This is a genomic window from Paraburkholderia sp. UCT2, assembly GCF_014397665.1.
In the GTDB taxonomy this organism is placed as follows: Bacteria; Pseudomonadota; Gammaproteobacteria; order Burkholderiales; family Burkholderiaceae; genus Paraburkholderia; species Paraburkholderia tuberum.
Genome location: NZ_VZQO01000032.1, coordinates 56,615 through 82,399 on the forward strand (window position 1 = coordinate 56,615; position 25,785 = coordinate 82,399).

The 25,785-nt window shown below is 64.6% G+C and carries 22 protein-coding genes; 9 read left to right on the forward strand and 13 right to left on the reverse strand.

The window, feature by feature from the left end; translation table 11 throughout:
- Positions 1-84 precede the first annotated feature (84 nt).
- Both F6X39_RS24230 and F6X39_RS24235 read right to left on the reverse strand, forming a co-directional pair.
- Positions 85-288 (reverse strand): DUF1289 domain-containing protein, encoded by a 204-nt coding sequence (locus F6X39_RS24230; protein WP_090800501.1) that lies wholly within the window; start codon positions 286-288, stop codon positions 85-87.
- 32 nt (positions 289-320) lie between these two features.
- Positions 321-1,553, reverse strand: coding sequence for an Nramp family divalent metal transporter (locus F6X39_RS24235; RefSeq protein ID WP_262414796.1), 1,233 nt, complete (start codon positions 1,551-1,553; stop codon positions 321-323).
- A 533-nt stretch (positions 1,554-2,086) separates the two neighbouring features.
- Between F6X39_RS24235 and F6X39_RS24240 the strand changes: the two genes are divergently transcribed.
- The 4 genes from F6X39_RS24240 (at position 2,087) to F6X39_RS24255 (ending at position 6,188) form a co-directional block, all read left to right on the forward strand.
- Positions 2,087-3,187, forward strand: coding sequence for a polyamine ABC transporter substrate-binding protein (locus tag F6X39_RS24240; RefSeq protein WP_187618426.1), 1,101 nt, complete (start codon positions 2,087-2,089; stop codon positions 3,185-3,187).
- Positions 3,188-3,277: 90 nt separating this feature from the next.
- A complete protein-coding gene (locus F6X39_RS24245) occupies positions 3,278-4,444 on the forward strand; it encodes an ABC transporter ATP-binding protein (protein WP_187618427.1) in 1,167 nt (388 codons plus the stop codon).
- On the forward strand, positions 4,441-5,373 hold the full coding sequence (locus F6X39_RS24250) for an ABC transporter permease subunit (RefSeq protein WP_184056787.1): 933 nt from the start codon (positions 4,441-4,443) through the stop codon (positions 5,371-5,373). Before F6X39_RS24245 ends, F6X39_RS24250 begins: the two co-directional genes overlap by 4 nt.
- Complete coding sequence (locus F6X39_RS24255) at positions 5,370-6,188, forward strand: ABC transporter permease subunit (RefSeq protein WP_184022682.1); 819 nt, start codon at positions 5,370-5,372, stop codon at positions 6,186-6,188. The genes F6X39_RS24250 and F6X39_RS24255 overlap by 4 nt, the downstream gene beginning before the upstream one ends.
- Before the next feature lie 247 nt (positions 6,189-6,435).
- Here the strand turns inward: F6X39_RS24255 and F6X39_RS24260 are convergent, their stop codons facing one another.
- On the reverse strand, positions 6,436-7,926 hold the full coding sequence (locus F6X39_RS24260) for a flavin-containing monooxygenase (RefSeq protein WP_187618428.1): 1,491 nt from the start codon (positions 7,924-7,926) through the stop codon (positions 6,436-6,438).
- Between the two features lie 213 nt (positions 7,927-8,139).
- On the opposite strand from F6X39_RS24260, the gene F6X39_RS24265 reads away from it, so the two are divergent.
- Positions 8,140-8,808 (forward strand): TetR family transcriptional regulator, encoded by a 669-nt coding sequence (locus F6X39_RS24265; protein ID WP_187618429.1) that lies wholly within the window; start codon positions 8,140-8,142, stop codon positions 8,806-8,808.
- Between the two features lie 93 nt (positions 8,809-8,901).
- Here F6X39_RS24265 and F6X39_RS24270 read toward each other — a convergent pair whose 3' ends face one another.
- The 3 genes from F6X39_RS24270 to F6X39_RS24280 all read right to left on the reverse strand — a co-directional run bounded on the left by F6X39_RS24270 (position 8,902) and on the right by F6X39_RS24280 (position 12,073).
- Positions 8,902-10,086 carry a tetratricopeptide repeat protein gene (locus tag F6X39_RS24270; RefSeq protein ID WP_187618430.1) on the reverse strand — a complete coding sequence of 395 codons (1,185 nt, stop codon included), beginning with the start codon at positions 10,084-10,086 and terminating at the stop codon, positions 8,902-8,904.
- Positions 10,087-10,247: 161 nt separating this feature from the next.
- Positions 10,248-10,928 (reverse strand): PspA/IM30 family protein, encoded by a 681-nt coding sequence (locus tag F6X39_RS24275; RefSeq protein ID WP_018417715.1) that lies wholly within the window; start codon positions 10,926-10,928, stop codon positions 10,248-10,250.
- Positions 10,929-11,407: 479 nt separating this feature from the next.
- Positions 11,408-12,073, reverse strand: coding sequence for a hypothetical protein (locus tag F6X39_RS24280; protein WP_187618431.1), 666 nt, complete (start codon positions 12,071-12,073; stop codon positions 11,408-11,410).
- A 558-nt stretch (positions 12,074-12,631) separates the two neighbouring features.
- On the opposite strand from F6X39_RS24280, the gene F6X39_RS24285 reads away from it, so the two are divergent.
- The gene (locus F6X39_RS24285; protein WP_187618432.1) at positions 12,632-15,133 is read left to right on the forward strand and encodes a penicillin-binding protein 1A; all 2,502 of its coding nucleotides are present in this window, start codon (positions 12,632-12,634) and stop codon (positions 15,131-15,133) included.
- A gap of 82 nt (positions 15,134-15,215) precedes the next feature.
- Here F6X39_RS24285 and F6X39_RS24290 read toward each other — a convergent pair whose 3' ends face one another.
- Positions 15,216-15,575 (reverse strand): hypothetical protein, encoded by a 360-nt coding sequence (locus F6X39_RS24290; protein ID WP_184022689.1) that lies wholly within the window; start codon positions 15,573-15,575, stop codon positions 15,216-15,218.
- A gap of 15 nt (positions 15,576-15,590) precedes the next feature.
- Positions 15,591-16,346 (reverse strand): hypothetical protein, encoded by a 756-nt coding sequence (locus tag F6X39_RS24295; protein WP_187618433.1) that lies wholly within the window; start codon positions 16,344-16,346, stop codon positions 15,591-15,593.
- 343 nt (positions 16,347-16,689) lie between these two features.
- Here F6X39_RS24295 and F6X39_RS24300 point away from each other — a divergent pair, with 343 nt between their 5' ends.
- A complete protein-coding gene (locus F6X39_RS24300; RefSeq protein WP_187618434.1) occupies positions 16,690-17,019 on the forward strand; it encodes a DUF2489 domain-containing protein in 330 nt (109 codons plus the stop codon).
- Positions 17,020-17,194: 175 nt separating this feature from the next.
- On the opposite strand, the gene F6X39_RS24305 is transcribed toward F6X39_RS24300, so the two are convergent.
- From F6X39_RS24305 to F6X39_RS24315, 3 genes are read right to left on the reverse strand one after another with little or no spacing between them, the layout of a single operon-like run.
- Positions 17,195-18,760: an efflux transporter outer membrane subunit gene (locus F6X39_RS24305; protein ID WP_187618435.1), complete on the reverse strand. Its 1,566-nt coding sequence runs from the start codon at positions 18,758-18,760 to the stop codon at positions 17,195-17,197.
- A 14-nt stretch (positions 18,761-18,774) separates the two neighbouring features.
- Positions 18,775-21,903: an efflux RND transporter permease subunit gene (locus F6X39_RS24310; protein WP_187618436.1), complete on the reverse strand. Its 3,129-nt coding sequence runs from the start codon at positions 21,901-21,903 to the stop codon at positions 18,775-18,777.
- On the reverse strand, positions 21,900-23,048 hold the full coding sequence (locus F6X39_RS24315) for an efflux RND transporter periplasmic adaptor subunit (protein ID WP_187618437.1): 1,149 nt from the start codon (positions 23,046-23,048) through the stop codon (positions 21,900-21,902). The genes F6X39_RS24310 and F6X39_RS24315 overlap by 4 nt, the downstream gene beginning before the upstream one ends.
- Before the next feature lie 218 nt (positions 23,049-23,266).
- Here F6X39_RS24315 and F6X39_RS24320 point away from each other — a divergent pair, with 218 nt between their 5' ends.
- Complete coding sequence (locus F6X39_RS24320) at positions 23,267-23,884, forward strand: TetR/AcrR family transcriptional regulator (protein ID WP_090805323.1); 618 nt, start codon at positions 23,267-23,269, stop codon at positions 23,882-23,884.
- Between the two features lie 85 nt (positions 23,885-23,969).
- Here the strand turns inward: F6X39_RS24320 and F6X39_RS24325 are convergent, their stop codons facing one another.
- Positions 23,970-24,182: a hypothetical protein gene (locus F6X39_RS24325; RefSeq protein ID WP_187618438.1), complete on the reverse strand. Its 213-nt coding sequence runs from the start codon at positions 24,180-24,182 to the stop codon at positions 23,970-23,972.
- Positions 24,183-24,452: 270 nt separating this feature from the next.
- Here F6X39_RS24325 and F6X39_RS24330 point away from each other — a divergent pair, with 270 nt between their 5' ends.
- On the forward strand, positions 24,453-25,517 hold the full coding sequence (locus F6X39_RS24330; RefSeq protein ID WP_187618439.1) for a LysR family transcriptional regulator: 1,065 nt from the start codon (positions 24,453-24,455) through the stop codon (positions 25,515-25,517).
- 31 nt (positions 25,518-25,548) lie between these two features.
- Here F6X39_RS24330 and F6X39_RS24335 read toward each other — a convergent pair whose 3' ends face one another.
- Positions 25,549-25,779: a DUF2795 domain-containing protein gene (locus F6X39_RS24335; RefSeq protein ID WP_184022698.1), complete on the reverse strand. Its 231-nt coding sequence runs from the start codon at positions 25,777-25,779 to the stop codon at positions 25,549-25,551.
- Positions 25,780-25,785 lie beyond the last annotated feature (6 nt).

Genomic DNA, 25,785 nt, shown 5'->3' on the forward strand with positions numbered 1-25,785 from the left:
ATCGTGTCACAGCAAAAAGCCCGCTTCGTCGAAGCGGGCTTTTTTTATGGTCGCGTCAACCCGCGATGCGCGCAACGAACACCCTCACACCTTGTCGTTCTGAAACCGCATCGCCGTGCCTTCCCGTTCGATCCGGGTCCAGATCGCGCGCTTTTCCTCGTCGCTCAGAAACACCCAGTTCGACACTTCGGTGGCGGTGCGGCCGCAGCCTTTACAGACCTCGTCGAAGAGCGTGGAGCAGACGCCGATGCACGGGCTGTCGGGAAGATCGTGGAGATTCGAAGTCATCGGAAACCTTGCGGCGGGGAGGCGAAGTCCCGCTATGTTAACCGATGCGCGCCGTGCACGCGCCAGCCGCGCATCAGCGCCGCATCGGACGCGCAGCGGATCAGCGGCACGACCGCGAGCGGCAATTGCAGGCTCAGCACGACCTGGCTCGCGACCAGCAACTGATTCGAGCCATGCTGGCCGAACACGCCCACCGCGAGCAGGGCCGGCCCGATCGCGAGCGCACGCGTGAGCAGCGCGCGTTTCCAGCGCGGTAACCGCAGCCGCAGGAAGCCCTCCATCACCGTCTGACCGGCCAGCGTGCCGGTGACGGTCGCGCTGAGTCCGCACGCGAGCAGCGCCGTCGCGAACAGGATGCCGGCCCAGCGGCTGCCGACGAGCGGCGCGATCAGCCGATGCGCATCGGCCAGATCGGTCACGTCGCGATGACCGCTGGCATAGAACACGGCCGCCGCGACGATCAGCAGCGCCGCGTTGATCACGAACGCGAACGCAAGCGAGCCGAAAGTATCGAGATTGACGACGTGCAGCGCGGCCTTGATCTGCGCGTCGCTGCTGTCGGGCGCGTGATGCTTGACCAGCGCCGAATGCAGATACAGGTTGTGCGGCATGACCGTCGCGCCGACGATGCCGGCCGCGAGCCACAGCATGCCCGCGCTTCTGATCAGCTCCAGGCTCGGCGCGGTGCCGGCGAGCGCCGCGTGCCAGTCGGGCCGCGCGAGCGCGAGCTGCACGACGAAGCACAGGCCGACGAAGCCGATCAGCGCGGCGATCACCGCCTCCAGCCTGCGGCCGCCTTTCTGCTGGAGCGCGAGCAGCGCGAAGGTGCAGACCGCCGACATCAGCACGCCGAGCGTCAGCGACACGCCGAGCAGCAGTTGCAGCGCGACCGCGCTGCCGACCACCTCGGCGACATCGCAGGCGATGATCGCGACCTCGCTCGTCAGCCACAGGAACAGCGTCGCGCGCCGGCCATTGCGCTCGCGGCACAATTGCGCGAGGTCGCGCCCGGTCACGACGCCGAGGCGCGATGACAGCCATTGCATCAGCATCCCCATCAGGCTCGACAGCAGCACGATGCCGAGCAGGCGGTAGCCGTAGCCCGCGCCGGCGCCGAGCGCGGTCGCCCAGTTGCCGGGATCGATATAGCCGACCGCGATCAGCGCGCCGGCGCCGAGGAACGAGAACCAGTGCGCGGGACGCGTCGGCTCGCCCGGCAGGCGCCGGCGCCGGTCGGGACGCATCGCGAAAGGATTGGTGTTCATCGTGCCAGAGCTTCCGGGAAACGCATCCTGTTGCAAGTCACATGCCCATCGCACGCGCGCAGCGGCTGGCCGGCCGTCGCGCGACGACGTCGCGCAATACGTATCAAAAGATCATGATAGGAGCATTCAGCCGTCGTGGCGGCGCCGCGGCGCATGAAGGGCGCGCCGGACGCCGACGCGGCTCTGCACCGGCAAGCACCGTCCGGCACTCGCGCGCGCCAGAGCGGCGCACCGCCCAGGTGCGAGCCAACGCCGAGCTGACAACCAGATAACAGCGACGCGATGCAACCCTCGCAACCTGTGCCCAGCGCGGATAAAGCGCGGCCGACGACCGCGTATTTTTCGGTAGACACGGGCCGATAACCCGTTAAAATTGCGCCCATTTTGCAAGGGTGCGGCCAGAGCCTGTACCGTTTGCGCGACAGCTCCGGGTTTTTTTTTGTGCGGGCAATAATTGGTGGTAGTTTTCGGGGTTTTCAGGGGACCGTGCGGGCGACGGCGCGGCTTGAGTGACGAGAGGATCGGAGAACGGGATGAACAAGCGGATAGTGGGGCATATGGCGGCGCTGATCTTGTGCGCGGCGCCGTGGTTGACGGCCGCTGCGAAGGATACGCAGCTCAACGTGTATAACTGGTCCGACTACATCGCGAAGGACACGATACCGAACTTCACCAAACAGACCGGCATCCAGGTCAAGTACGACAACTACGACAGCGACGACACGCTGCAGGCGAAGCTGCTCACCGGTCACTCGGGCTACGACATCGTTGTGCCGACCAGCAACTATGCGGGCAAGCAGATCGCCGCGGGCATCTTCGAGCCGCTCGACAAATCGAAGCTGCCGAACCTGAAGTACCTCGACCCGTCGCTGATGGCGCTCGTCGCCGGCGCCGATCCGGGCAACAAGTACGTGGTGCCCTGGGCGTACGGCACGACCGGCCTCGGCTACAACGTGACGAAGGTCCAGCAGATCCTCGGCAAGGACGCGCCGCTCGATAGCTGGGACATCCTGTTCAAGCCGGAAAACATCTCGAAGCTCAAGGCCTGCGGCGTGTCGGTGCTCGACGCGCCGGACCAGATGTTCGCAGCCGCGCTGCACTACATGGGCAAGGACCCGATGAGCACGAACCCGGCCGACTACCGCGCCGCGCTCGCGATGCTGAAGAAAATCCGCCCGTACATCACGCAGTTCAACTCGTCGGGCTATATCAACGACCTCGTCGGCGGAGACATCTGCTTCGCGTACGGCTGGTCGGGCGACGTCGTGATCGCCAAGCATCGCGCGATCGAGGCGAAGAAGCCGTACAAGATCGAGTACTTCGTGCCGAAGGGCGGCGCGCCGGTGTGGTTCGACGTGATGGCGATTCCGAAGGACGCGAAGCACAAGGAAGCCGCGCTCGAGTGGATCAACTACATCGAGACGCCGCAGGTGCACGCCGCGATCACCAACGCCGTGTACTACCCGAGCGTCAATATGGAAGCGCGCAAGTACGTGGACAAGGACGTCGCGAACGATCCGGCCGTGTACCCGTCGCCGGAAACCATCAAGACGCTGTTCCTGTTGAAACCGCTGCCGCAGGAAATCCAGCGGCTGCAAACGCGGCTGTGGACCGAGTTCAAGTCCGGCCGCTAAGCGCGACAACAAACAGATAAGCAGCCTATGAAGCCCTCGGTGTTCACCGGGGGCTTTGTTCGTCAAACGCCGGAGTGAAGCAGCATTATGATGAGTAGTGACCAGCCGGGCGCGCTGGCCGGGACGGCCGTGCCGTCGACGGGCTCGAACGCCGTGACGGGAGACGCAGCGGAGCAGTTCATCCAGATCGTCGATGTCGTGAAGAAGTTCGGCGAGACCGTCGCGGTCAAAGGGGTCAATCTGACGGTGAAGAAGGGCGAGCTGTTCGCGCTGCTCGGCAGCTCGGGCTGCGGCAAGTCGACCCTCCTGCGCATGATGGCCGGGCTCGAAACCGTGACGTCGGGCAAGATCCTGATCGATGGCGAAGATCTCGCGCAACTGCCGCCGTATCGCCGGCCGGTCAACATGATGTTCCAGTCGTACGCGCTCTTTCCGCACATGACTGTCGAGGCGAACGTGGCGTTCGGCCTCAAGCAGGAACGCGTGCCGAAGGCCGAGCTGAAAGACCGCCTGCACAACGCGCTCGAACTCGTGCAGATGGGCCGCTTCGCGAAGCGCAAGCCGCATCAGCTATCGGGCGGCCAGCAGCAGCGCGTTGCGCTCGCGCGCTCGCTCGTCAAGCGGCCGAAGCTGCTGCTACTCGACGAGCCGATGTCGGCGCTCGACAAGCAGATCCGCCAGCGCACGCAGATCGAGCTCGTCAACATTCTCGACCAGGTCGGCGTCACCTGCATGATGGTCACGCACGATCAGGAGGAAGCGATGACGATGGCCAACCGCCTCGCCGTGATGAGCGAAGGCCAGATCGTGCAGCTCGGCACGCCGCATGAAGTCTACGAGTACCCGAACAGCCGTTTCTCGGCGGAATTCATCGGCTCGACCAATCTGTTCGAAGGCCGCACGGTCGAGGACGAGCCCGATCACGTGTTCATCGAAACGCCGGATTTGACGTGCCATTTGCACGTCAATCACGGCATCACCGGTCCGCTCGGCATGCCGGTGACGATCTCGGTGCGGCCCGAACGCATCGCCCTCACGCGTAAGCCGCCGGAGGGCGCCTACAACTGGGGCAGGGGCGTCGTCACGAATATCGCGTACATGGGCGGCTATTCGCTGTATCACGTAAAGCTCGACGGCGGCAAGACCGTGATCGCGAACGTGACGAGCCTGGCGCTCACCGAAATCGATCCGCCATCCTGGGGCGACGAAGTCTACGTGCGCTGGAGCGCATCGGCCGGCGTGGTGCTGACGTCATGAAAGAGGCGCTTTCGTCGTTTTTCGCGTGGCCCGTGCGGCGTCTGAAGTTCAGGGGACGCACCGCGGTGGTGGCGGGGCCGTTCATCTGGCTGCTGCTGTTCTTCCTCGTGCCGTTCCTGCTGGTCGTGAAGATCAGCTTCGCCGATTCGCAGCTCGGCATTCCGCCGTACACGCAGCTCGTCACCTTCGCGGAAGGCGCGCTGCACATCACGCTGGATCTGTCGCACTACGCGTTTCTGTTGACCGACAGCCTGTACTTCGCGACCTATGTGAATTCGGTCGTGGTCGCGGCGATTTCGACCGTGCTGTGTCTGCTGATCGGCTATCCGATGGCGTACTACATCGCGCGCTCCAATCCGGCCACCCGCAATCTGCTGATGATGGCCGTGATGCTGCCATTCTGGACCTCGTTCCTGATCCGCGTGTACGCATGGATCGGCATTCTGAAGAACAACGGGCTGCTGAATAACTTCCTGATGTCGGTCGGCCTGATCCATTCGCCGATCGAGCTGTATCACACGAACACGGCGGTCTATATCGGCATGGTCTATTCGTACCTGCCGTTTCTCGTGATGCCGCTGTACGCGCATCTCGTGAAAATGGACCTGACCTTGCTGGAAGCCGCCTACGACCTCGGCGCGAAGCCGTGGAAGGCGTTCTGGCAGATCACGCTGCCGCTGTCGAAGAACGGCATCATCGCCGGCTGTCTGCTGGTGTTCATTCCGGCGGTCGGCGAGTACGTGATTCCTGAGCTGCTCGGCGGCGCGAACACGCTGATGATCGGCCGCGTCATGTGGAATGAGTTCTTCGATAACGCCGACTGGCCGATGGCGTCCGCCGTCACATGCGCGATGGTGTTGCTGCTGCTGGTGCCGATGGCGCTGTTCCAGCATGCCCAGGCGAAGGCATTGGAGGAGGGCCGCCAATGAAGCCGAATCGCATGCTGCAGCTGATCGCTCTGGGCATCGGCTTTCTGTTTCTGTATATCCCGATCGTCAGCCTCGTCGTGTATTCGTTCAACGAATCGCAACTGGTGACGGTGTGGACGCGCTTCTCGACGCGCTGGTACGCGGCGCTGTTGCAGGACGGCGAGCTGATCACGTCGGCGTGGCTGTCGCTGCGTATCGGCCTGCTCACGGCGTTCGCGTCGGTGATCATCGGCACGTGGGCCGGTTTCGTGCTCGCGCGTATGGGGCGCTTTCGCGGCTTCACGCTGTACACCGGCATGATCAACGCGCCGCTGGTGATCCCCGAAGTGATTCAGGGCATCTCGCTGTTGCTGCTGTTCATCGAAATGGCGCGCTGGATCGGCTGGCCGGCCGAACGCGGCATCTTCACGATCTGGATCGGTCACGTGATGCTGTGTATTTCGTACGTCGCGATCATCGTGCAATCGCGCGTGCGCGAACTGCATCCGTCGCTCGAGGAAGCCGCGCTCGACCTCGGCGCGACACCGCTGCGCGTGTTCTTCTTCGTCACGCTGCCGCTGATCTCACAGGCGCTGGTGGCGGGCTGGCTGCTGTCGTTCACGCTGTCGATCGACGACCTCGTGCTGTCCGCGTTCCTGTCGGGTCCCGGCTCGACGACCTTGCCGCTCGTCGTGTTCTCGCGCGTGCGACTTGGTCTGAACCCGGAGATGAATGCGCTCGCGACGCTGTTCATCGCGGTCGTCACGGTCGGCGTCGTCGCGGCGAACTTCTTCATGCAGCGCGCGGAGCGCAGGCGGGCCGTGATGGCGGTTTGAGCTTGCGCGACGCGCGGGCATCGCGCGCGACGCGTGATCGAACTGGAAATCGCGGCCCTCACTTCTTCTGACGATAGCGATGATCGAGTCCCTTCTGCGCGTGCTGGACTGGCAGCCGCTCTATCGGCTGTGGGAACTGATCGTGATCATCGTGAAGTTTCTGTGGGAGCTGTTGCAGTTGCTGGGCGGTGGCGGGTAACGAATGCGCCGGCCCATGCCCGCGGTGCCGGATTGCCATTGTGCGGACTCAACGCGCGAAGCGGTAATCCTGCGGGCGCACACGGCGCGTACGCTTGCGAAAGCTGAACGTGAAGCCGGGCCAGATCGCGGTGACTTTGCCGCTCTGCGTCTGATACCAGCTGTGGCAGCCGCTCGTCCACACCGCGTGCCGCATCTCCTGTTGCAAACGCGCGTTGAAATCGCGCTGCACGTCGGCGCGCAAGGTCATCGTGCGCGCATTCTGTTTGCGCAGCACGCGCAGGCAATCGCCGATATACCGCAGTTGCGACTCGATCATGTAGATCATCGAGTTATGGCCGAGCCCCGTGTTCGGGCCGACGATCATGAAGAAGTTCGGGAAGTTCGCGATGCTCGTGCCGAGATAGGCCTCGGGGCCATCGCGCAGCCATAGCGCGCTGAGGTCGGTGCCGTCGAGGCCGGTCACTTCGAACGGCGCGCGCACGTCGTTGACCTGGAAGCCGGTGCCGCAGATGATCGCGTCCGCGCGGTGATGCACACCGTCGTCGGTCACGATGCCATCCGCGACGATCTCGCGGATACCGCTCGTCACGACGTCGACGTTCGGCTGACAGACGGCCGGGTAATAGTCGCTCGACAGCAGCACGCGCTTGCAGCCGAGCCGGTAGTTCGGCGTGAGCTTCGCGCGCAGCGCCGGGTCCTTGACGCGTCGCTGCAGATAGCTGAGGCCGAACTTCATCGGCATCTTCATCAGCTTCGGATTGACGACGAACGCGATCCCACGCGACTCGAGCTGCCAATAGATCGCGCTGCGAACGAAGCGCTGCGTGAACGGCAGCGTACGGAACAGCCATTGCGCGCGCAGGCCGATCGGCTTGTCGCGCTTCGGCATCACCCACGGCGCGGTGCGCTGGAACAGAGCCAGATGCGCGACGCGCGGCTGGATTTTCGGCACGAACTGGATCGCGCTCGCGCCGGTGCCGATGACCGCGACGCGTTTGCCGTCGAGCGGATAGGCATGATCCCAGCGCGCCGAATGGAACAGCTTGCCCTCGAAACGTTCGATGCCGGCGATGCGCGGCAGCGCGGGACGCGACAGCGGACCGTTCGCGGCGATCAGCACGTCGGCCTCGACGATTTCGCGTGCGCCGTTCGTGTCGAGCTCGACGAGCCAGATCTGCCGCGCTTCGTCGAAGCGCGCGGCGCTCACTTTCGCATTGCAACGCACGTAGCGATCGACGCCGTACTTGCGCGCGCAGTGCTGTAGATACGCGAGAATTTCGGCCTGGCTGCTGAACGAGCGCGACCACGCCGGATTCGCCTCGAACGAGAACGAATAGAGATGCGAGGGGACATCGCAGGCCGCACCGGGGTAGGTATTGTCACGCCACGTGCCGCCGATGCCGCTCGCGGCCTCATAGACCGTAAACGACGTGATGCCCATTTGCTGCAGACGGATGGCCATGCCGATGCCGGCAAAGCCACTGCCGACGATCGCAATGCGCAGCGCGGTGGATGAAGCGGAAGGGGCGGGCGTCACGGCGGTCTCCTGCACGGGGCGAAAGCGGCGGGGTGAAACGATAGCGGCTACGGCGCGCTGGACTCGCGCGGCGCGACGGGCAGGGGCGAAATCGCGCGTCTACAGCTGTCTACACACGGCTTAACGCGCAGGGTAGACAACTGTACACATCGCGTCAAGATCGTTTAGAGTGCAGCTATTAAACGCGCATACCGCGCGACGATTGAACGCACGATGACGACCGTCCCCGAAGCAGCGTCCGTCGCCGGCCCGCAGTTGCCGCCCGGCAAGCGCAAGCTGATCGAAGCCGCGCTGCGGTTGACCGCCAGCGGCCGCAATTTCGCGAGCCTCGGCTTGCGCGAGCTCGCACGCGAGGCGGGGCTCAATCCGAACACGTTCTACCGCCATTTCAGCACGCTCGACGAGCTTGCGCACGAAGCCGTCGCCTCGGTGAGCCGACGGCTTCGGCCGATGCTGCGGCGCGAGCGCTGGCTCGCCGCGCACGACGAACCGCACAGCGTGCCGCGGCGCGCGTGCGTCGCGTTTTTCGCGTTCGCGCTCGCGAACCGCGAGGCGTTCCTGAGCGCGCTGGCCGAATACCACGGCACCTCGCCGGCTTTGCGCGAAGCGGTGCGCGCGAACCTGCACGAGGTGTCGGCGGAGATGGCGGACGACGTCGTGCAGCTCGAATTGATGCCGCGACTCGCGCGCGAGACCGTCGACGAAGTCTGCACGCAGATCGTGCTGCAACTGTTTCATCTATCCGCTGAATACATCGATGCGAACGCCGCGCGCCGCGACGCATTGATCGATTACGCGGAACGTTTCATCGTGCGGCTGTTTGCGGGGGCGGTCGTGCTCGCGCAGCACGAGGGTAGCCAGGCGGAGTCGGCGCGGGCCTGACTTGAACGAAGGCGGGACACAAAACCGGCAGGCAAAAAACAGGCTCCGCGAAGGAGCCTGATTTTTCATTCGACGCGGATCGATCGGGTTCGATCAAGTATCGGTCCAACCGCCGGAATCGTCGTTGCTGCCCATGTCGATGCCGCCGCCGCTGCCGTCATCGTTCCAGTCGTTCGAACCCTGACCGAAGTCGAGGCCGCCGCCGTTTCCGCCGTCGTCGCCGCGCCGGCGCAGTTCGTCGGGGTCGACGACCACGTCGCGCTCGACTACGCGGTCACGCCCATGACTGAGCGCCTCGCCAAGCAGCACGCCGGTCAGCAGACCGCCCATGCCGCCACCCATGCCACCGCCTTGCTGCACGATGACCTGCGGCTGCTGCTGATAGGGACCCTGTTGCGGATAAGGCGGTTGCGGGTTGCCGAAGCGCTCGGCTTCCTGCGCGTACGTCGATTGCTGAGCGCTGCCCACGGACGCGGCGGTCGGATCGGGCCGGCCGTCGGCGCGCGCGCGCAGGCTCGCGATGCGCTGCTCGAACTCGTCGAGTGCATAGGGCGGCAGCGGATTCTTACCGTTCGACAGCGTTTCGACGGCGCCGCGCAACTGTTCTTCGGTCGCTTCGACGTCTTTCTCGAGCAACTCGTGACCCGGCGCGGCGGACAGCTTCACGTCGAGCTTGATCGAACGCACCGTGTTGAGCATGTCGGTGGCGCGCTTCAATTGCGCGCGGCGGTCCTCGTCGGCGCGCGTGTCTTCCTGGCTGCGCGCGCGGCGCAAGGTCCAGCGCAGCACGAGCGCGATCACCGCGATCAGAACAATGATACCGATCCACATACCCACCCCCGGACCATGCCGTTGTTGCGCTTGCGACATCATCGCCGACTGTTGCTGCACAGCAGGCGCATTCTGCTGCGCGAACGGATTCGCGGCGTGACGGGTGACGTTGCCGCCCGCGCGTTCCGCGTCGCGGCGCAGGCGCGCTTCGGTTTGCGCGAAGCGGCTCGGGTCGGTGAAGCGGACCTGCGGATCGAGCGTCTTTGCCTGTTGGAGCTGCGCGAGCGCCTCGGCGGAACGGCCTTCGCGATCGAGCACCTGGGCGTACAGATAGTGCGCGTGTGCGTTGTTCGGATGCGCTTGCAACACTTCGGTGAGGCCGGCGTCGGCCTGCTGCCAGTTGCCCTGCGACATCGCCGATTCGATTTGCTGGGCGGTCGGCACCGCGAACGCCGCGGCCGACACGAGCAGCAGCGAAGCGAAGGCGGTTGCGAAAAGTTTTTTCATTTGCGGACCGGGCGGGGCGCGCCCGTCTCCATCAGTCGATTGCGGTGGCTGCCTGTGGCGGCCGGTATGCCAGTGCGTTCAGAAGCGAGCGCGCCGGCATGTACTGCTACTGCTGTCATTGCTGCGTGTACTTGCTGCGAGGAAGTACACGCATCCAGCATTTACTGCGCCGGCGTATTGAGCTGCTTCTTCAGCGCTTCGAGCCGATCGTCGACGGACGGGCCGCGGTTCAGATCCGCGAGCTTGTCGTCGAGCGCCTTGCCGCTTTTTTCGTCGGCGGAGTTCAGACGTGCGTCGGAACGCGCGTTCGACAGCGCGACTTTATCTTCGAGCTTCTGGAAATCCTCGGACAGGTTCTTGCCGCCGATGCCGCCGAGTGCGGTGGCCGCGGTATCTTTCGCCTGCGCGATCTGCTGCTTGGCTTGCAGGATGTTCGAGCGCGCGTTCAGGTCGTTGCGGCGCGTGCGCATGTCCTCGATCTGGCTCTTCAGTTGCGCGACCGACGGCTCCAGCGAAGTCAGTTCTTTGGTCAGCGCATCGCGTTCGGCTTCGGCCGTGGCCTGCGCGCCGAGCGCTTCACGCGCGAGCGCTTCGTCGCCGGACTGCAGCGCACGGCGAGCACCGTCTTCATACTTCTTCGCCTTGTCTGCGGCAACATCGCGCTTGCTTTGCTGGGTGGCGACCTGCGCCTGAATCTCGATCAGCGAGTTTTCGGCCTTGCCGATGCTGTCGTCGAGTTCGCGCACGATCTGGCGCGAGTCGCGCGACGGATCCTGCACCGAATCGGCCGCATCGTTCAAAAGACCTTTGAGCGTGCGCGAAATGCTGTCAAAAAGCGACATGAAAACCTCCAGAGAATGTGAGCGGCGCCGACGATGCGTGCGCGCCTGACTGCCTTGAACTACTGCTACTTTACGCCGCCGTGCAGCCATGCTGCGCAACGTTCGGACCGGAGTTCGGGGCGCACTTGCCAATTGCAATAGCGCGGTCCGTTTTTGTTGAGGCGCAATGCCGGTTGAGGATTGCCTCGATGATGGAAAGCCGCGATGGGCATGGACTTGACGGCGGATCATGGACTTGACGCCGGATATTACACCACCGGCTGTCTTAAAGATGGCTTAAACGATGCGGCTTCCCGAAGGCTCGAACGATGCGCGAAAAGCCGCTGTTTGCGGGTGTGGGCGGGCGTTACCGAGCGGCGTTTCACGCAGGTGTCACTGATGTAACGATATGCAACGGGGACTCGTTGCGTACGCTCGCCTGCGCGCTCGGATGCAGTGATTGCGGCTCGGTGCGCAGTAATTTTCCGTCACGCCTTGCGTCACGCGAAACGGCCGCCTTCGGCGCTCGGGTCGCTGTGCGGTTCGTCGTCGTCGGAGTCCTGGTCGTTGGGACGGCGCTTGAGTGAGTTGCGCAGACGCGCCGACGTGCCGGGCAGCCGTTTCGACGCGGCGTTGTCGATTGCGTCCGCTTCGGCGTTTTCCGCATTTTCGGCGGCTCGTGCTGACGTCAGACGCGCGACGGCTTCGGCGGTGGCCGCGGCCTGTTCGTCCTGCTCGGCGGCGAGCGCGGCGGCGACGCCCGCGGGAAGCAGCGGGGCGGGGGCATCCACAGCGTCGGTCAGGGGAGCGGGGCGACCGGCTTGCTGCATCGAGGGCGAATCCACGGCATCGGCGGCGCCGGCAGCCGCCGGAGCCGCCGCGTCTTTCTCATCCGCTTGCAGCGCTACCGGCAGCGCGGCGCGCGCATAGCGCGTACCGCGTGCGACGCGCTGCAGCGCCGCGTTCAGCGGATCGGGCGCGCGCGGCGCGCGCAGCCGGTCGACGATGCTCGCGGCCTTGACCTGTTCGCTGGTCGCGCCGAAGCTCAGCACCGCGCGCCGCATCAGTTCACTCACGCTGATGCCCAGATCCTCGGCAGTCGCGGTGATCGCACGTTTCTGCGCGGTCGTGACGAATACGACGATGCGCTCACTGGGCTTGGACATGATCGACTCGCAGTCTTGTTAGCATGGGCGGATCAGCGCGTGCCTTCGGATACGGTGTCGGAACCCGTCATCGAACTGCCGTTGGATCCCGCCGCTGGGGTCCCCGTCGCGCGCATCGAGGGACGCGCGCGGGGTTCATCATATGACGAGTTGCGCCGCCACGGAACAAGCGCGGTGCGAAAATCCCGTGGCATCAATGAGTTGTAGTGTTTGCGGCCGGTTTGTCCACAGCCCTTTCAACAGAAAATGTTGATAACCCCGCATAAGCTGCGCGTCGCGCGCACGCTGCAATGCGCGCTGCGCGAAATTACAGACCCTTACCAGGAAAAGGCGGCCGGCAAAGGGAATTCTTACAAAAAAACTGCCTTGGACCGCTGCCGATTTCTTTAAAATGTGCTGTTACGTTGCGCCGGACATGGTCCGAGGCGTGCCGTGCGGCCGGCCGGGGGCAAGGTCCGCAGGGCGGCGTACGTCCCGGCCAGGATGTCGAACACGACCCATGCGCGCGCCGCGAGCGCGTGCAGACAGGCGCGCAGTTGCGGGCCCATTATTCCAGTCATGCCAATCATCAAACGACCGCATTCCTCGAACTCTCCGGCCGGTGAAGACCGGGACTCCCACCAACGCACCCCTGGACGCAATGCCGCCTCGCGCGAGCCCGAACGCGGCCGTCGTTCGATCGGCGCGTCGCTCGTGCTGTGGTTCTTCGGCCTGATCGCGACCGTCGTCGTGGTCGGGGCGCTGATCGTCGGCTATGCGCTCGTCGTGATGGGGCCGCAATTGCCGTCGCTCGACGCGCTGACCGACTATCGCCCGAAAGTGCCGCTGCGCGTCTACACCGCCGATCACGTGCTGATCGGCGAATTCGGCGAGGAGCGGCGCAGCCTCGTGCGCTTCCAGGACATCCCCGACCAGATGAAAAAAGCGGTGCTCGCGATCGAGGACTACCGCTTTTACGAACACGGCGGCGTCGACTTCGTCGGCATCCTGCGCGCCGGTTTCGCCGACCTTGCGCATGGCGGCGCGTCGCAGGGCGCGAGCACGATCACGATGCAGGTCGCGCGCAACTTCTTCCTCTCCAGCGAGAAGACGTACACGCGCAAGATCTACGAGATGCTGCTCGCGTACAAGATCGAGCGCGCGCTGACCAAAGACCAGATCCTCGAGCTGTACATGAACCAGATCTATCTGGGCGAGCGCGCGTACGGCTTCGCCGCGGCCGCGCGCGTGTACTTCGGCAAGGACCTGAAGGACCTCACGCTGGCCCAGGCCGCGATGCTCGCGGGCCTGCCGAAGGCGCCGTCCGCGTATAACCCGGTCGTCAATCCGAAGCGCGCGAAGATCCGTCAGGAGTACATCCTGCGACGCATGCTCGAGCTGAACTACATCACGCAGCAGCAGTACGACCAGGCCGTGAAGGAAGAGATTCACACGAAGAATCCGGGCAACGAGTACAGCGTGCACGCCGAGTACGTCGCCGAAATGGTGCGGCAGATGATGTACGCGCAGTACAAGGACGAAACCTATACGCGCGGCCTGAACGTGACCACCACGATCGATTCCGCCGATCAGGACGCCGCGTATCGCGCGGTGCGCAAGGGCGTGATGGACTACGAGCGGCGCCACGGCTATCGCGGACCGGAGGGCTTCGTGCAGTTGCCCGAGGCGGGCGACGACCGCGACCAGACGATCGACGACGCGCTGACCGATCACCCGGACAACGGCGAGATCATCGCCGGCGTGGTGACGGACGCGAGCGCGAAGCAGGTGGCCGCGCAACTGGTCGACGGCACCCAGGTGACGGTGTCGGGCGACGGCCTGCGCTTCGTCGCCGCGGCGCTGAGCCCGCGCGCGAACGCGACGCTGCGCATCAAGCCGGGTTCGATCGTGCGCCTCGTCGCCGACGACAAGGGCAACTGGCAGATCACGCAGTTGCCGCAGGTCGAGGGCGCGCTCGTGTCGCTGACGCCGCAGGACGGCGCGATCCGCGCGCTGATCGGTGGTTTCGACTTCAACAAGAACAAGTTCAACCATGTAACGCAAGCGTGGCGGCAGCCGGGTTCGAGCTTCAAGCCGTTCATCTATTCGGCGGCGCTCGACAAGGGGCTCGCACCGGCGACGATCATCAACGACGCGCCGCTGTACTTCCCGCCGAGCACGCCGGGCGGCGACGCGTGGGAGCCGAAGGACGACGACCAGCCTGATGGTCCGATGTCGATGCGCCTCGCGCTGCAGAAGTCGAAGAACCTCGTGTCGATCCGCATCCTGTCGTTCATCGGCACCAGGTACGCGCAGGACTTCGTCACGCAGCGCTTCGGCTTCGACCCCGACAAGACCCCGCCGTATCTGCCGATGGCGCTGGGCGCGGGCCTCGTCACGCCGCTGCAGTCGGCGGGCGCGTACTCGGTGTTCGCGAACGGCGGCTACCGGATCAATCCGTATCTGATCAACGAAGTGACCGACGCGCGTGGCGTGGCGATCTCGCGCGCGCAGCCGCTCGTCGCTGGGCACGACGCGCCGCGCACGCTCGAGCCGCGTAACGCATACATCATGAACAGCCTGTTGCACTCGGTCGCGACCGCGGGTACGGGCGCGGGCACCAACGTGTTGAAGCGCTCGGACCTGCAGGGCAAGACCGGTACGACCAACGACGCGAAGGACGGCTGGTTCGCCGGCTATCAGCAGTCGCTGGTGGCGGTCGCGTGGATGGGCTACGACCAGCCGAAGAGTCTCGGCAGCCGCGAATTCGGCGCGCAGCTCGCGCTGCCGATCTGGGTCGAGTACATGCAGCGCGCGCTGCGCGGTGTGCCACAGGCCGAGCCGCAGCAACCCGACGGTGTGACGGTGATGAACGGCGAGCTGTTCTTTACCGACAAGTTGCCGGGGCAAGGCTTCGTCGCGAGCATCGGTCTCGATTCGGGCAATCCGATGGCCGGCGCGACCGATGCGGTGGGCGGGGTCGGCCCGGCGGGCATGACGCCGCCGGTGGTGCCGCCGCCGAGCGTGTCGACGACCGAGAAGAAGCAGATCATGGATCTGTTCGAGTCGAACAAGCCTTGATGTCTCGGATGGCGGGTGCGCGGGGGGCGGCGGATTCTTAAGCGATACGGGCACCGGCCCACTCTCGCCGCATACCGTCATGTCAGCGGCGAAACACCTCGACGCGAGGCACATCGTCGGAAAAAGCGGACTGAAGTGCCCACTCCTCGTAGCGTTTCGCGCCGGCAAGATGCTCCGATAACTTCATGGTCAGATCATGCCAGGCTGAATCGCCTTCCGGCACGGTCATGGTACGGCCATCGTCTAGCCGGACGAGCAATACGATCGAATTTCCAATCGATTGTTCTGACCGCGTAGCGACGATTTCGCAAATATCCTCCCAGGCAATGTGTTGCTCGCCTTGCTGATTTGTCACGACGAGACCCTTATCGCTCAGGGATAGAGCGAAGGAGAATCTGCGTGACGGCAGGCGTCCTAGCAGCCAGGAGTTGATCCGGCTCATTATCATGTCGTAGCTCTATTTCCATTTGATTGGGGCGAGGCGCCAGATATTCTCTGCGGCCTCCTTGCCGACATGGTGGCCGAGCCAGCTCGCCATCATTCCACGGGCAATACCCCCCAGCACAATTGCCCCGCCTTCCGCCAACTCTCCTACGACCGGAATCATCAACGATGGCGCGGCCCATGTGCCAGCCCATGCCGCGCCAGCCACCGCACCTGCCCACATGCCTCCCGTGCCCGCTGCCAATCCACCGATGGCTCCTGCAAATTCCTCAGTCGCTATTCGCGCTTTGTCCTTCTGCGGCGCTTTCTCGATGACTACGCCGACGGCAACAATCTCAATCACGATGCCGGCGGACCCAGCCATCCGGCCTACAAATGCGATACGGTTAACGACAGACCGCGTTTTGCCGACGCTCAACAGAACCGCTTCTATATTGCCTTTTTTTCGAAGCAGGGTGTCCAGGGTTGGAAAATTTTTGGATGGTTTGAGCGCCTCAGAGTAAAAGCGCCCGAATGGACTTAGACGCCTGCGCATTTCAATCACCAAACCGTTGCGTTGCACTTCGACCAATTGTCTGGCTTCCTCGTGAGTGATATTCCCACGCTGAAGGATTCGCTTGGCCTGTTGCTGAATTACGGAATTCGTCTTGTCATAGATGTGTCTTGCATATCCGTCCCAAGCCATATTCGCGGCGGCGGGAAACTGAATGTTAACTACATCTGAAACTTTAGCTGTATAGCTGTATCGTGTTCTACTTTGATCTGCCATTATCTAACTCGCATTGAGAAAATCGAGAATCTTGCATAGTCTATATGGCGAATCATCCTGAAATTGCGGGTATAGCTACAGTGACCTAAGCGCACTGTGCGCGGCAACCGTGACTCAAGGCAGTGCGCGGGTAGCCCAAAACTGGACGGAAAGGAAAAGCACGAAAAAAGTATGAGCAAGTGTTAAATAACGGGATGCAGATCCAACGCAAATCATCGTCATGACCTCGGATATTGATGATATCTCCCATCGAGAGCCGTTTTTCGCGATTCTGATACAGTTCTATTCACCACAGACTCACGATGGGCGTCCGATCGATCTTTGAAATAGACGACGGTTTGAAATGAACGAAAGTGAAACCTTTGAGCGTCGCCGTTTAGTGGCAGTGGCACAGGCAATGTTGGACGGCAATCTCTCGGTTCTTGAAGGGGCGGCGCAGCTACTCGCTCTTAAGAATCAGTTAGACGGGATTGCCGATCGCGATCCGGACTTTGATGTCTTCGTCGTCATTCGATCAGAGACCGATCATTTGCCTTTCGAAGCGCAACGATCGCAGTGGCTATCTGAGGCGCTTGCTCATCTTGAGCCCGAGTTCAAAAGCTCGCAAGAGTGGGCAAGCTCTTTCGCGCCTCAAGCATGCATTGATCTGATAGCACGATTCAGTGATCGATAAACACCGTTGAGGCGCTGCAGAACACGTGTCCTGTGGCTTGCTTCTGATTCGTTTCGCACCGTACAAACAAATCGTATTAGGTTCAATGCTTTAGCCCGTTGTTCAGACAGTTTTCAACAGGCTCATCAACACGAACTGGGGATAAGTGCGCCGCGTTCCATACGGAATCCGAGATTTAGTTGGATGTCGCCGTGTTCGTCGTCCCAACCGATGCAGGCGCAGAAGCCGAAGTCGCCGCAGCCGATGATGCGCCTGCCTGATCAACCGGCGGATTCCCCATCGCCTGAAACAGCGCGGCCGTATCCGTCAGCCGCGCGCTCATATAGCGGATCTCATCGAGCTGCGCGTTGCGCCATTGCTGCTCGCTCGAACGCGTCGCGGCGACGGGCAGCGCGCCGAGCCGATAGCGCGCCGAGGTCTCGTTGAACACACCCTGTGCCGAACGCGCGGCGACGTTCGCGGAGTCGAGCGACTGCGCGTCGTGCTCGAGTGAGGCGAGCGTGTCGGCGACGTTCTGAAACGCGGCCAGCACAGTCTGTTTGTACTGCGACACGCTCGCTTCGTACGTGTGCTGCGCCGCGCGGCGCTGCGCAAGCAGCGCGCCGCCATGAAACAGCGGTTGCGACAGCGACGCGCCGATGCTCCAGATGGCCCCCGCACCGGACATCGCGACCGGCCAGCTAAACCCGCCTTGTCCCATCGATGCCGACAGCGACAGACTCGGGAACATCTGCGCGGTGGCGACGCCGACATCGGTCGCAGCGGCCTTCAGCGCGGCGTCGGCGGCCTCGATGTCAGGCCGCGTGCGCAGCAGCTCCGACGGCACGACGACCGGGACCTTCTCCGGCACATGCAACTGCGCGAGATCGATGTCGTCCGGCGCGGCATCGGGCGTGCGGCCGAGCAGCACCGCGAGCGCGTGACGCGTAGTGAGCCACTGCTGCTTCAGCGCCGGCAGACTTGCCGACACGCTCGCCGCGCTCTGCTGCGTGTTCAGCAGATCGGCATGCGATACCGCGCCGAGCGCGAAGCGCCGCTCGGTATCGCGTGCCTGATCGTTGGCGAGGACCACGAGCCGCTCGGTCGTGTCGATCTGAGCATGCAGCGCGGCGCTCGTGATCGTCGCGGTCACGATGTTCGCGGCGAGCGCGCGCCGCGCCGCCTCGAGCTGGTAGACCTGCACGTTCACGCGCGCGGCGAGCGCCGCGTTCGCGAGCCGCGCGGCGCCGAACAGATCGAACGTGTAGTGCGCCTGCAACTGACCGACGAACACGTTGTACAGAAACGTGTTCGGTCCGATCTCGGGGATCGCGAGCGCGCGATTGCGGGTGGCCTGGCCGCCGGCGTCGATGGTCGGCAGCAGCGAGCTGCCGACCTGCGCGCGCAATTGCTCGCGCGCGGCGGCGAGACTGCGGTCGGTCGCGTCGAGCGTCGGACTATTGCGCAGGCCTTCGTCGACGAGCGCGTTCAGCGCATCCGAGCGGTACAGCTTCCACCATTCGGGCACCGGCTGCGCGCCGGTCACGAACTGCTGCGTGACGCCCTGCGCGGGCACGGTTTGCGTCGGTAGCGGCTCGGCACCGTAGTGCGCGGGCTGCGGCATCGCGGGCGCGTCGCCGTTCGGTCCGAACGAGCAGGCGCCGAGCATGCAGGTGATGCTGGCGATGCTCGCGGCAAGCGTGGTACGGGCGAGCGCGTCGAAGCGCGCGCGGCGGTGGCGGGATAGGGCGGGAATAGTCATGCTCGTGCTCATGCTCAGTTACCCGTGTGCGTGGCGCCGGCACCGGACGGCGTCTGCGGCTCGCGCTCGTCGGCGCGTACGCGGAACGACGCGGCGTACAACGCGGGCAGATAGAACAGCGTGAGGATCGTCGCGCTCGTGATGCCGCCCATTAGCGCGGTCGCCATCGGCCCGAAGAAGTTGGAGCGCAGCAGCGGGATCAGCGCGAGCACGGCGGCCGCGGCGGTCAGCGTGATCGGCCGGAACCGCCGCACGGTCGCGCCGACGATCGCATCGAAACGCTTGTGCCCCGACGCAATGTCCTGCTCGATCTGATCGACGAGAATCACCGAGTTGCGCATGATGATGCCGAACATCGCGATCACGCCGAGCATCGCGACGAAGCCGAACGGCTGGCCGAACAGCAGCAAGGTGAGCACGACGCCGATCAGGCCGAGCGGCGCGGTCAGGACGACCATCAGCACGCGCGCGAGGCTTTGCAGCTGGATCATCAGCAGCGTGAGCACCGCGATCACCATGATCGGAATCTGCGCGTTGATCGAGGTTTGACCCTTGGCGCTTTCCTCGACGGAGCCGCCGATCTCGATCCGGTAGCCGACCGGCAGCGTCGCGCGGATCGGCGCGAGCGCGCGGTCCACCGCGTGCGTGACGTCGATGCCTTGCGCGCCGGCCGACACGTCCGACTGCACGGTGATGGTCGGCTGACGGTTGCGTTCCCAGATCACGCCGTATTCGAGGTCGTTGCGCAGATGTCCGAGCGTGCCGAGCGGCACCGGGCCGTTGGGCGTCGGCATCGCGAGCGCGGTCAGCCGCGACGGGTCGACGCGTTCGGCGCGCGGCGCGCGCAGATCGACGCTGATCAGCTTGTCGCGCTCCCGATACTGCGTGACCGTGTAGCCGGACATCGTCATCGCGAGGAAGCTGGCGATGTCTTCGGACGTCACGCCGAGCTCGCGCGCGCGTTTCTGGTCGATCTCGAAGCGCACCGAGCGCTCGGCGGGTTCGTCCCAGTCGAACTGCACGTTGCGCGTGCCGCGATTGGCGCGCATCGTCGCGGCGACGCGTTCGGCGATCGAGCGCACGGTCGCGATGTCGTCGCCGCTCACGCGGAACTGCACCGGATAGCCGACCGGCGGCCCGTTCTCGAGGCGCGACAGGCGCGTGCGGATCGCCGGGAAGTTGTTGAACAACTCCGGTTCGAGCCACTGCGCGAGCTTCTCGCGATCCTTGACCGACTTCGCGGTGATCACGAACTGTGCGAAGTTCGGCTGCTGCAATTGCTGATCGAGCGGCAGATAGAAGCGCGGCGCGCCGGTGCCGACGAAGCTGACTGAGTGATCGATTTCAGGCCGGCCTTTGAGAACCTGTTCGAGGCGCTGCGCCTGGCGCAGCGTTGCATCGAACGACGCGCCTTCGGGCAGCCGCACGTCGACCAGCAACTCCGGCCGGTCCGAGCTCGGGAAGAACTGCTGCGGCACGAGCGAGAAGCCGGCCATCGCGAGCACGAACAGCAGCACGGTGATCGCGAGCACGACGAAGCGCCGCTCGATGCACCAGCCGATCCAGCCGCGCAAGCGCGTGTAGAAGCGCGTGTCGTAGATGTCATGTTCGTGATTGTCAGGCTCGTGCGCATGGCGCTTGCGCTCGGGCAGCATGTGATAGCCGAGCAGCGGAATCAGCACGACCGCCGCGAGCCACGACGCGATCAGCGCGATCGCCGACACCTCGAAGATCGAGCGCGTGTACTCGCCGGTGCTCGACTTCGCGAGCGCGATCGGCAGGAAGCCGGACACGGTGACGAGCGTGCCGGTCAGCATCGGAAACGCGGTGCTGGTGTACGCGAAGGCCGCGGCGCGCGTGCGGTTCCAGCCTTGCTCGAGCTTCACCGACATCATTTCGACCGCGATGATCGCATCGTCGACGAGCAGGCCGAGCGCGAGCACGAGTGTTCCGAGCGATACCTTGTGCAGGCCGATATCGAACAGGTACATGCACAGCGCGGTAACCGCGAGCACCACCGGAATCGAGATCACGACCACCATGCCGGTGCGCACACCGAGCGACACGAGGCTCACGACCAGCACGATCGCGACCGCTTCGGCGACCGCTTCGAGGAAGTCGTCGACCGAGCGCGCGACCGCGTGCGGCATGCTCGATACTTCGACGAGATTCAATCCGGCGGGCAGCGCGGCGCGCAGTTGGGTCATCTGCTGATCGAGCGCGCGGCCGAGGCGGATCACGTCGCCGCCCGGCTGCATCGTCACGCCGATGCCGAGCACGGGTTTGCCGCCGAAGCGCATCTGCGTGACGACCGGGTCGTCGTAGCCGCGCTTGATCGTCGCGATGTCGCCGAGACGGAGCGTGCGGTTGTTGATGCGGATCAGCGTGTCGGCGAGCGCGCCCACGTCGTTGAACTGGCCGCTCGGGCGCACGAACACGCGGTCGTCCGTGGTGGTCAGCGTACCCGCGGGAGCGATCGTGTTCTGCGCGTTGATCGCCTGCCCAAGCTGCTGCGGCGAGATGCCGAGACGCGTCAACTGCGTGTTCGCGATCTCGATGTAGATGTGCTGATCGGGATCGCCGAAATAGTCGACCTTGCCGACGCCCGGCACGCGCAGCAGCACCGAGCGCAGCTGGTCCGCGTAATCGTGCAGTTGCGCGGCGGAAAAGCCGTCGCCTTCGAGCGTGTAGATGTTGGTGTAGACGTCGCCGAATTCGTCGTTGAAGAACGGGCCCTGGATGCCCGGCGGCAAGGTCGACGCGATGTCGCCGACTTTCTTGCGCACCTGGTACCACGTCTCGGGCACCTGGCTCACCGGCGCCGAGTCCTTCATCGTGAAGAAGATCAGCGATTCGCCGGGACGCGAGTAGCTGCGCACGAAATCGATGTACGGCGTTTCCTGCAGCTTGCGGCCGATGCGATCGGTCAACTGCTCCTGCACCTGGCGCGCGGTGGCACCCGGCCAGTACGTGCGGATCACCATCACGCGGAACGTGAAGGGCGGGTCTTCCGACTGCGCGAGCCGCGTGTAGGCGAGGATGCCGAACGCGGTGGCGAGCGCGATCAGGAATACGACCAGCGCCTGATGACGCAGCGCCCACGCGGACAGATTGAAGCGTCCTTCTTCGTGCGACGTGCTCATGAAGCGAAGTCCTCGGGATGCAGCGGCGCGATCGCGCGGACTTTCTGGCCGGCGCTCACGGTGTGCACGCCCTGCAGCACGACGCTTTCGCCATCTTTCAGGCCATCGCTGACGACGAACGTGCGCTCGTAGTAGCGCGTGACGGTCACGCGACGCAGCTCGAGCGTGTTGTCCGCGGCGCGCACGACCCACACGGCCGGTTCGCGCCCCTCGTGAAACAGCGCGGTGACCGGCAGCGTGAACACGCCGTGCTGCGCGGCCGCCGCGGCGAGCGGCACGGCCGGCGTGACGTCGGCGGTCATGCCGAGGCGCACGTCGGCGCCGGCATTGAGCAGGGTCAGACGCGCGCGCCAGGTGCGGCTCTGCGGATCGGCGGCCGGCGACAGCTCGCGCACGCGTGCGCGGAGTTTGCGGCCCGGCAGCGCGGCGAGCGTGACGCTCGCGTCCTGGCCGACCGCGAATGCGGCGAGCGCGCTTTCGGGCACGTCGCACAGCACGTCGACGTCGCCGCTCCACGCGAGGTTGTAGACGGCCTGACCCGCCGACACGTTCTGGCCCGTGTCCGCCTGTTCAGCCGTGATGACGCCCGCATGACCGGCGACGAGCGTCGTGTACTGCAGCTGGTTCTTCGCGAGTGCCGCCTGCTGCTGCGCCTGATCGCGCTGCGCGAGCGCGGACGCGTAGGCGTTGGTGGTCTGTTCGAGCTGCGCGGGCGCGATCAGGTTTTCTTTGGCCTGCGCCCTGTCGCGTTCGAGCTGCTGCTGCGCATAGACGAGGTTGTGCTGCGCGGCGTCGAGCTGCGCCTGCGTGCTCGCGGCGTTTTTCTGCGCATCGGCCGGGTCGAGCAGCGCGACGACTTCGCCGCTTTTCACCGTGTCGCCGAGCCGTACCCGCCGCTCGATGATCTTGCCGGCGACGCGGAACGACAGCGGCGTCGAATAGCGCGCCTGCACTTCGCCGGGCAGCGACGCCGCCTGCAGCGCGTGGCCGTCCGCATGCACGGCGAGCGCGACCACCGGGCGCGGCGCGGGCGCCGCGGCTTCCTTCTTCGAGCAGGCCGCGAGCGCTAGCACGCCTGCCAGCGCCAGCGCGCAGGTCTGCCTGGAGAAACCGCGGTGAGAGGATGGGGGAGACTGCTGGCGCATCGCTGACGATGCGGGAGAACCGGGACGCTTCACAATTACCCCAACTGGAGACAGCGAACGAACACGGCAAGCCGCGCGGCCCGCCAGCGAAGACCCGCATGCCGCGTCATGCTAATGGCATACAGGGATGGCTTTGAATGACGGAATGCATTCTAATACACTCATGTATCTGAATGCATAGATGGATTTGAATTCTTTTGGGTGCTAGGCTTGCGGCCATGAAACGTCAAAGACTGACAAGAGAGCAAAGCAAGGACCAGACGCGGGAGCGGCTGCTCGATGCCGCGCAGGCAATTTTCATGAAGAAGGGCTTCGTCGCGGCGAGTGTCGAGGACATCGCGGCGGCGGCTGGCTATACGCGCGGCGCGTTCTATTCGAACTTCCGCAGCAAGACCGAGCTGTTTCTGGAGCTATTGCGGCGCGATCACGAAGCGATGCAGGCGGGCCTGCATGCGATCTTCGAAAGCGCGGCGTCGCGCGAGGAGATGGAGGCGCGCGTGCTGCGCTACTACAGCTCGCTGCATCGCGAGAACAAGTGTTTTCTGTTGTGGGTCGAGGCGAAGCTGCTGGCGGTGCGCGACGGCCGTTTCCGGCTGCGCTTCAACGCGTTCATGCACGAAAAGATCGAACAGTTGAGCGCCTATGTGCGCGAGTTCTCGGAGCGCGTGGGCACGCCGATGTCGATGCCGCCCGAGCAGCTCGCGATCGGCCTGATGGGTCTGTGCGACGGCGTGCAGTTCTTCTACACGGTCGATCCGCAGAATGTCCCGGCGGAGATGGCCGAAACGGTGCTGGCGGGGTTTTTCTCGCGCGTGGTGTTCGGGCGCGATGCGTAACGGTAGGCGTTGAGCTTGGAGGCGCAGATGCGCGAATGCGCGACCCGGAGGGATCGCGCATCAGAGACGGTTCAAGGCGGAAAAATCATTCGACCGGCAGTTGCGCGCAGGCCTCGGCGGCGGGCGCCGCGCACGCGAACGCGTACTGGCCGCTGGCGTCGAGAAATTTTTCCCCGGCGTGCAGGGCAACCTTGATATCGGGGCAGCGCTCGTAACCGATATAGGCCGAGCTTGCGGCGGCCGACCAGCAAACCAGCGAAAACGCGATCTTTTCCAGCAGACGAAAACGATGTGGCATGGCGGTGTAGCGGTAACTTTCTTTGGCCGCCATCTTACCAGCAAACTAGGGTTTATACCTAGCTAAAATCCACGATAGACGCCGTAATAGTGGCGCGATGGACACGCCGCGCCGAATCTGACCGGAATGTCATGTCTGGGTCAGGGTTGGGACATGTCCTATCGCTAGAATCGGTTGCGTTGGGCGGACCCGCGCGCGCCCATGCGGCGCGGGTCGACACAGGCGGCAACGGTTGCGCCGGCCCGGCTTTACCGAGGCAGGAGTCGTCCCATGAATCAACTGCAGTCGATGCGCGTGTTCGTCAAGGTGGCGGACCTCGGCAGTTTCGTCGGCGCGTCGGGCGCGCTGGATGTGTCCACCGCGGTCGTCACGCGGCACGTCGCGGATCTCGAAGCGCGGCTCGGCACGCGACTGCTGAACCGCACCACCCGCCGTCTTTCGCTGACCGAATCCGGCGCGACCTATCTGGAGCGCGTACGCCACATCCTCGCCGATCTCGAGAGCGTCGAGCAGATGGTGGTGGCGCGCAATCACGAGCCGGTCGGCACGCTGCGCATCGTCGCGCCGGTCGTGTTCGGATTGCACAGTCTCGCGCCGGTCGTGCAGTCGTACGCGGCGCGCTATCCCGACGTCGTGCCCGACGTCACGCTCGCCGACCGCCACGTCGATCTGGTCGAAGAGGGCTTCGACGTCGGCATCCTGGCTGCGCGGCACATGCGCAGCGCGAGCATCGTCACGCGGCGGTTGACGACCGGCTACATGACGGTTTGCGCGACGCCCGAGTATCTGGCGCAACACGGCACGCCGAAGCGCCCCGAGGATCTGCTCAGGCATTCGTGCCTGAGCAGGCCGGCCGAGCAGGGCGGCGAGGAGCGCCTGTTCAATGGGCCGGACGGCGAAGTGCGGGTGCGGCCGACCAACGCGATCGCGGCGAACAACGCCGAGATGCTGCGGCAGTTCGCGCTGCTCGGCATGGGCGTGGCGATCCTGCCGAGCTACCTGATCGGCCGTGATCTGACGGCGCGGCGGCTCGTGCGTCTGCTCGACGCGTACAGTCTGCCGCCCATCGAAATCACGATTGCGTATCCGAGCCGGCTGCATCTGCCGGCGAAGGTGCGGACGTTCATCGACCATCTGGTCGAGCATTTCCAGCCGGAAAGCGCGCAGGCGCGGGATTCCCGTAGCGTGGCGCCGGTGCGGGCGGTGGCCGGGGTGAGCGGGTCCGACGCTCCGACGGCGCGCGAGATCGCCGACGACGCGCTCGAAAACAGCCGCACGACGCGCCGTGTGACGCGGGTGGCGCGCGCGCGGATCGCGGCGTCGTCGCAGTTCTGACGTGTGAGGTGAGGCGAGGTTGAATCCGGGTTCAGATCCCCAGGCCCGGGCCATAGTTGCCGCCGATCAGGCGCGTGACCGACTCGATGTCGACATAATCCTGCTCCGGCATACCATCGAGCATCGCCAACACCTCGTTGCTCGCGCCGGCTTCGCGCGCGGCGTCGACGAGTGCGTCCTTGTTGGTCGGGAATTCGACTTCGCTGAGAAAATCGGCGATCTGCAAATCGATCGATTCGCCGGGGATGTCCGAGGCCGTCATGCGCAT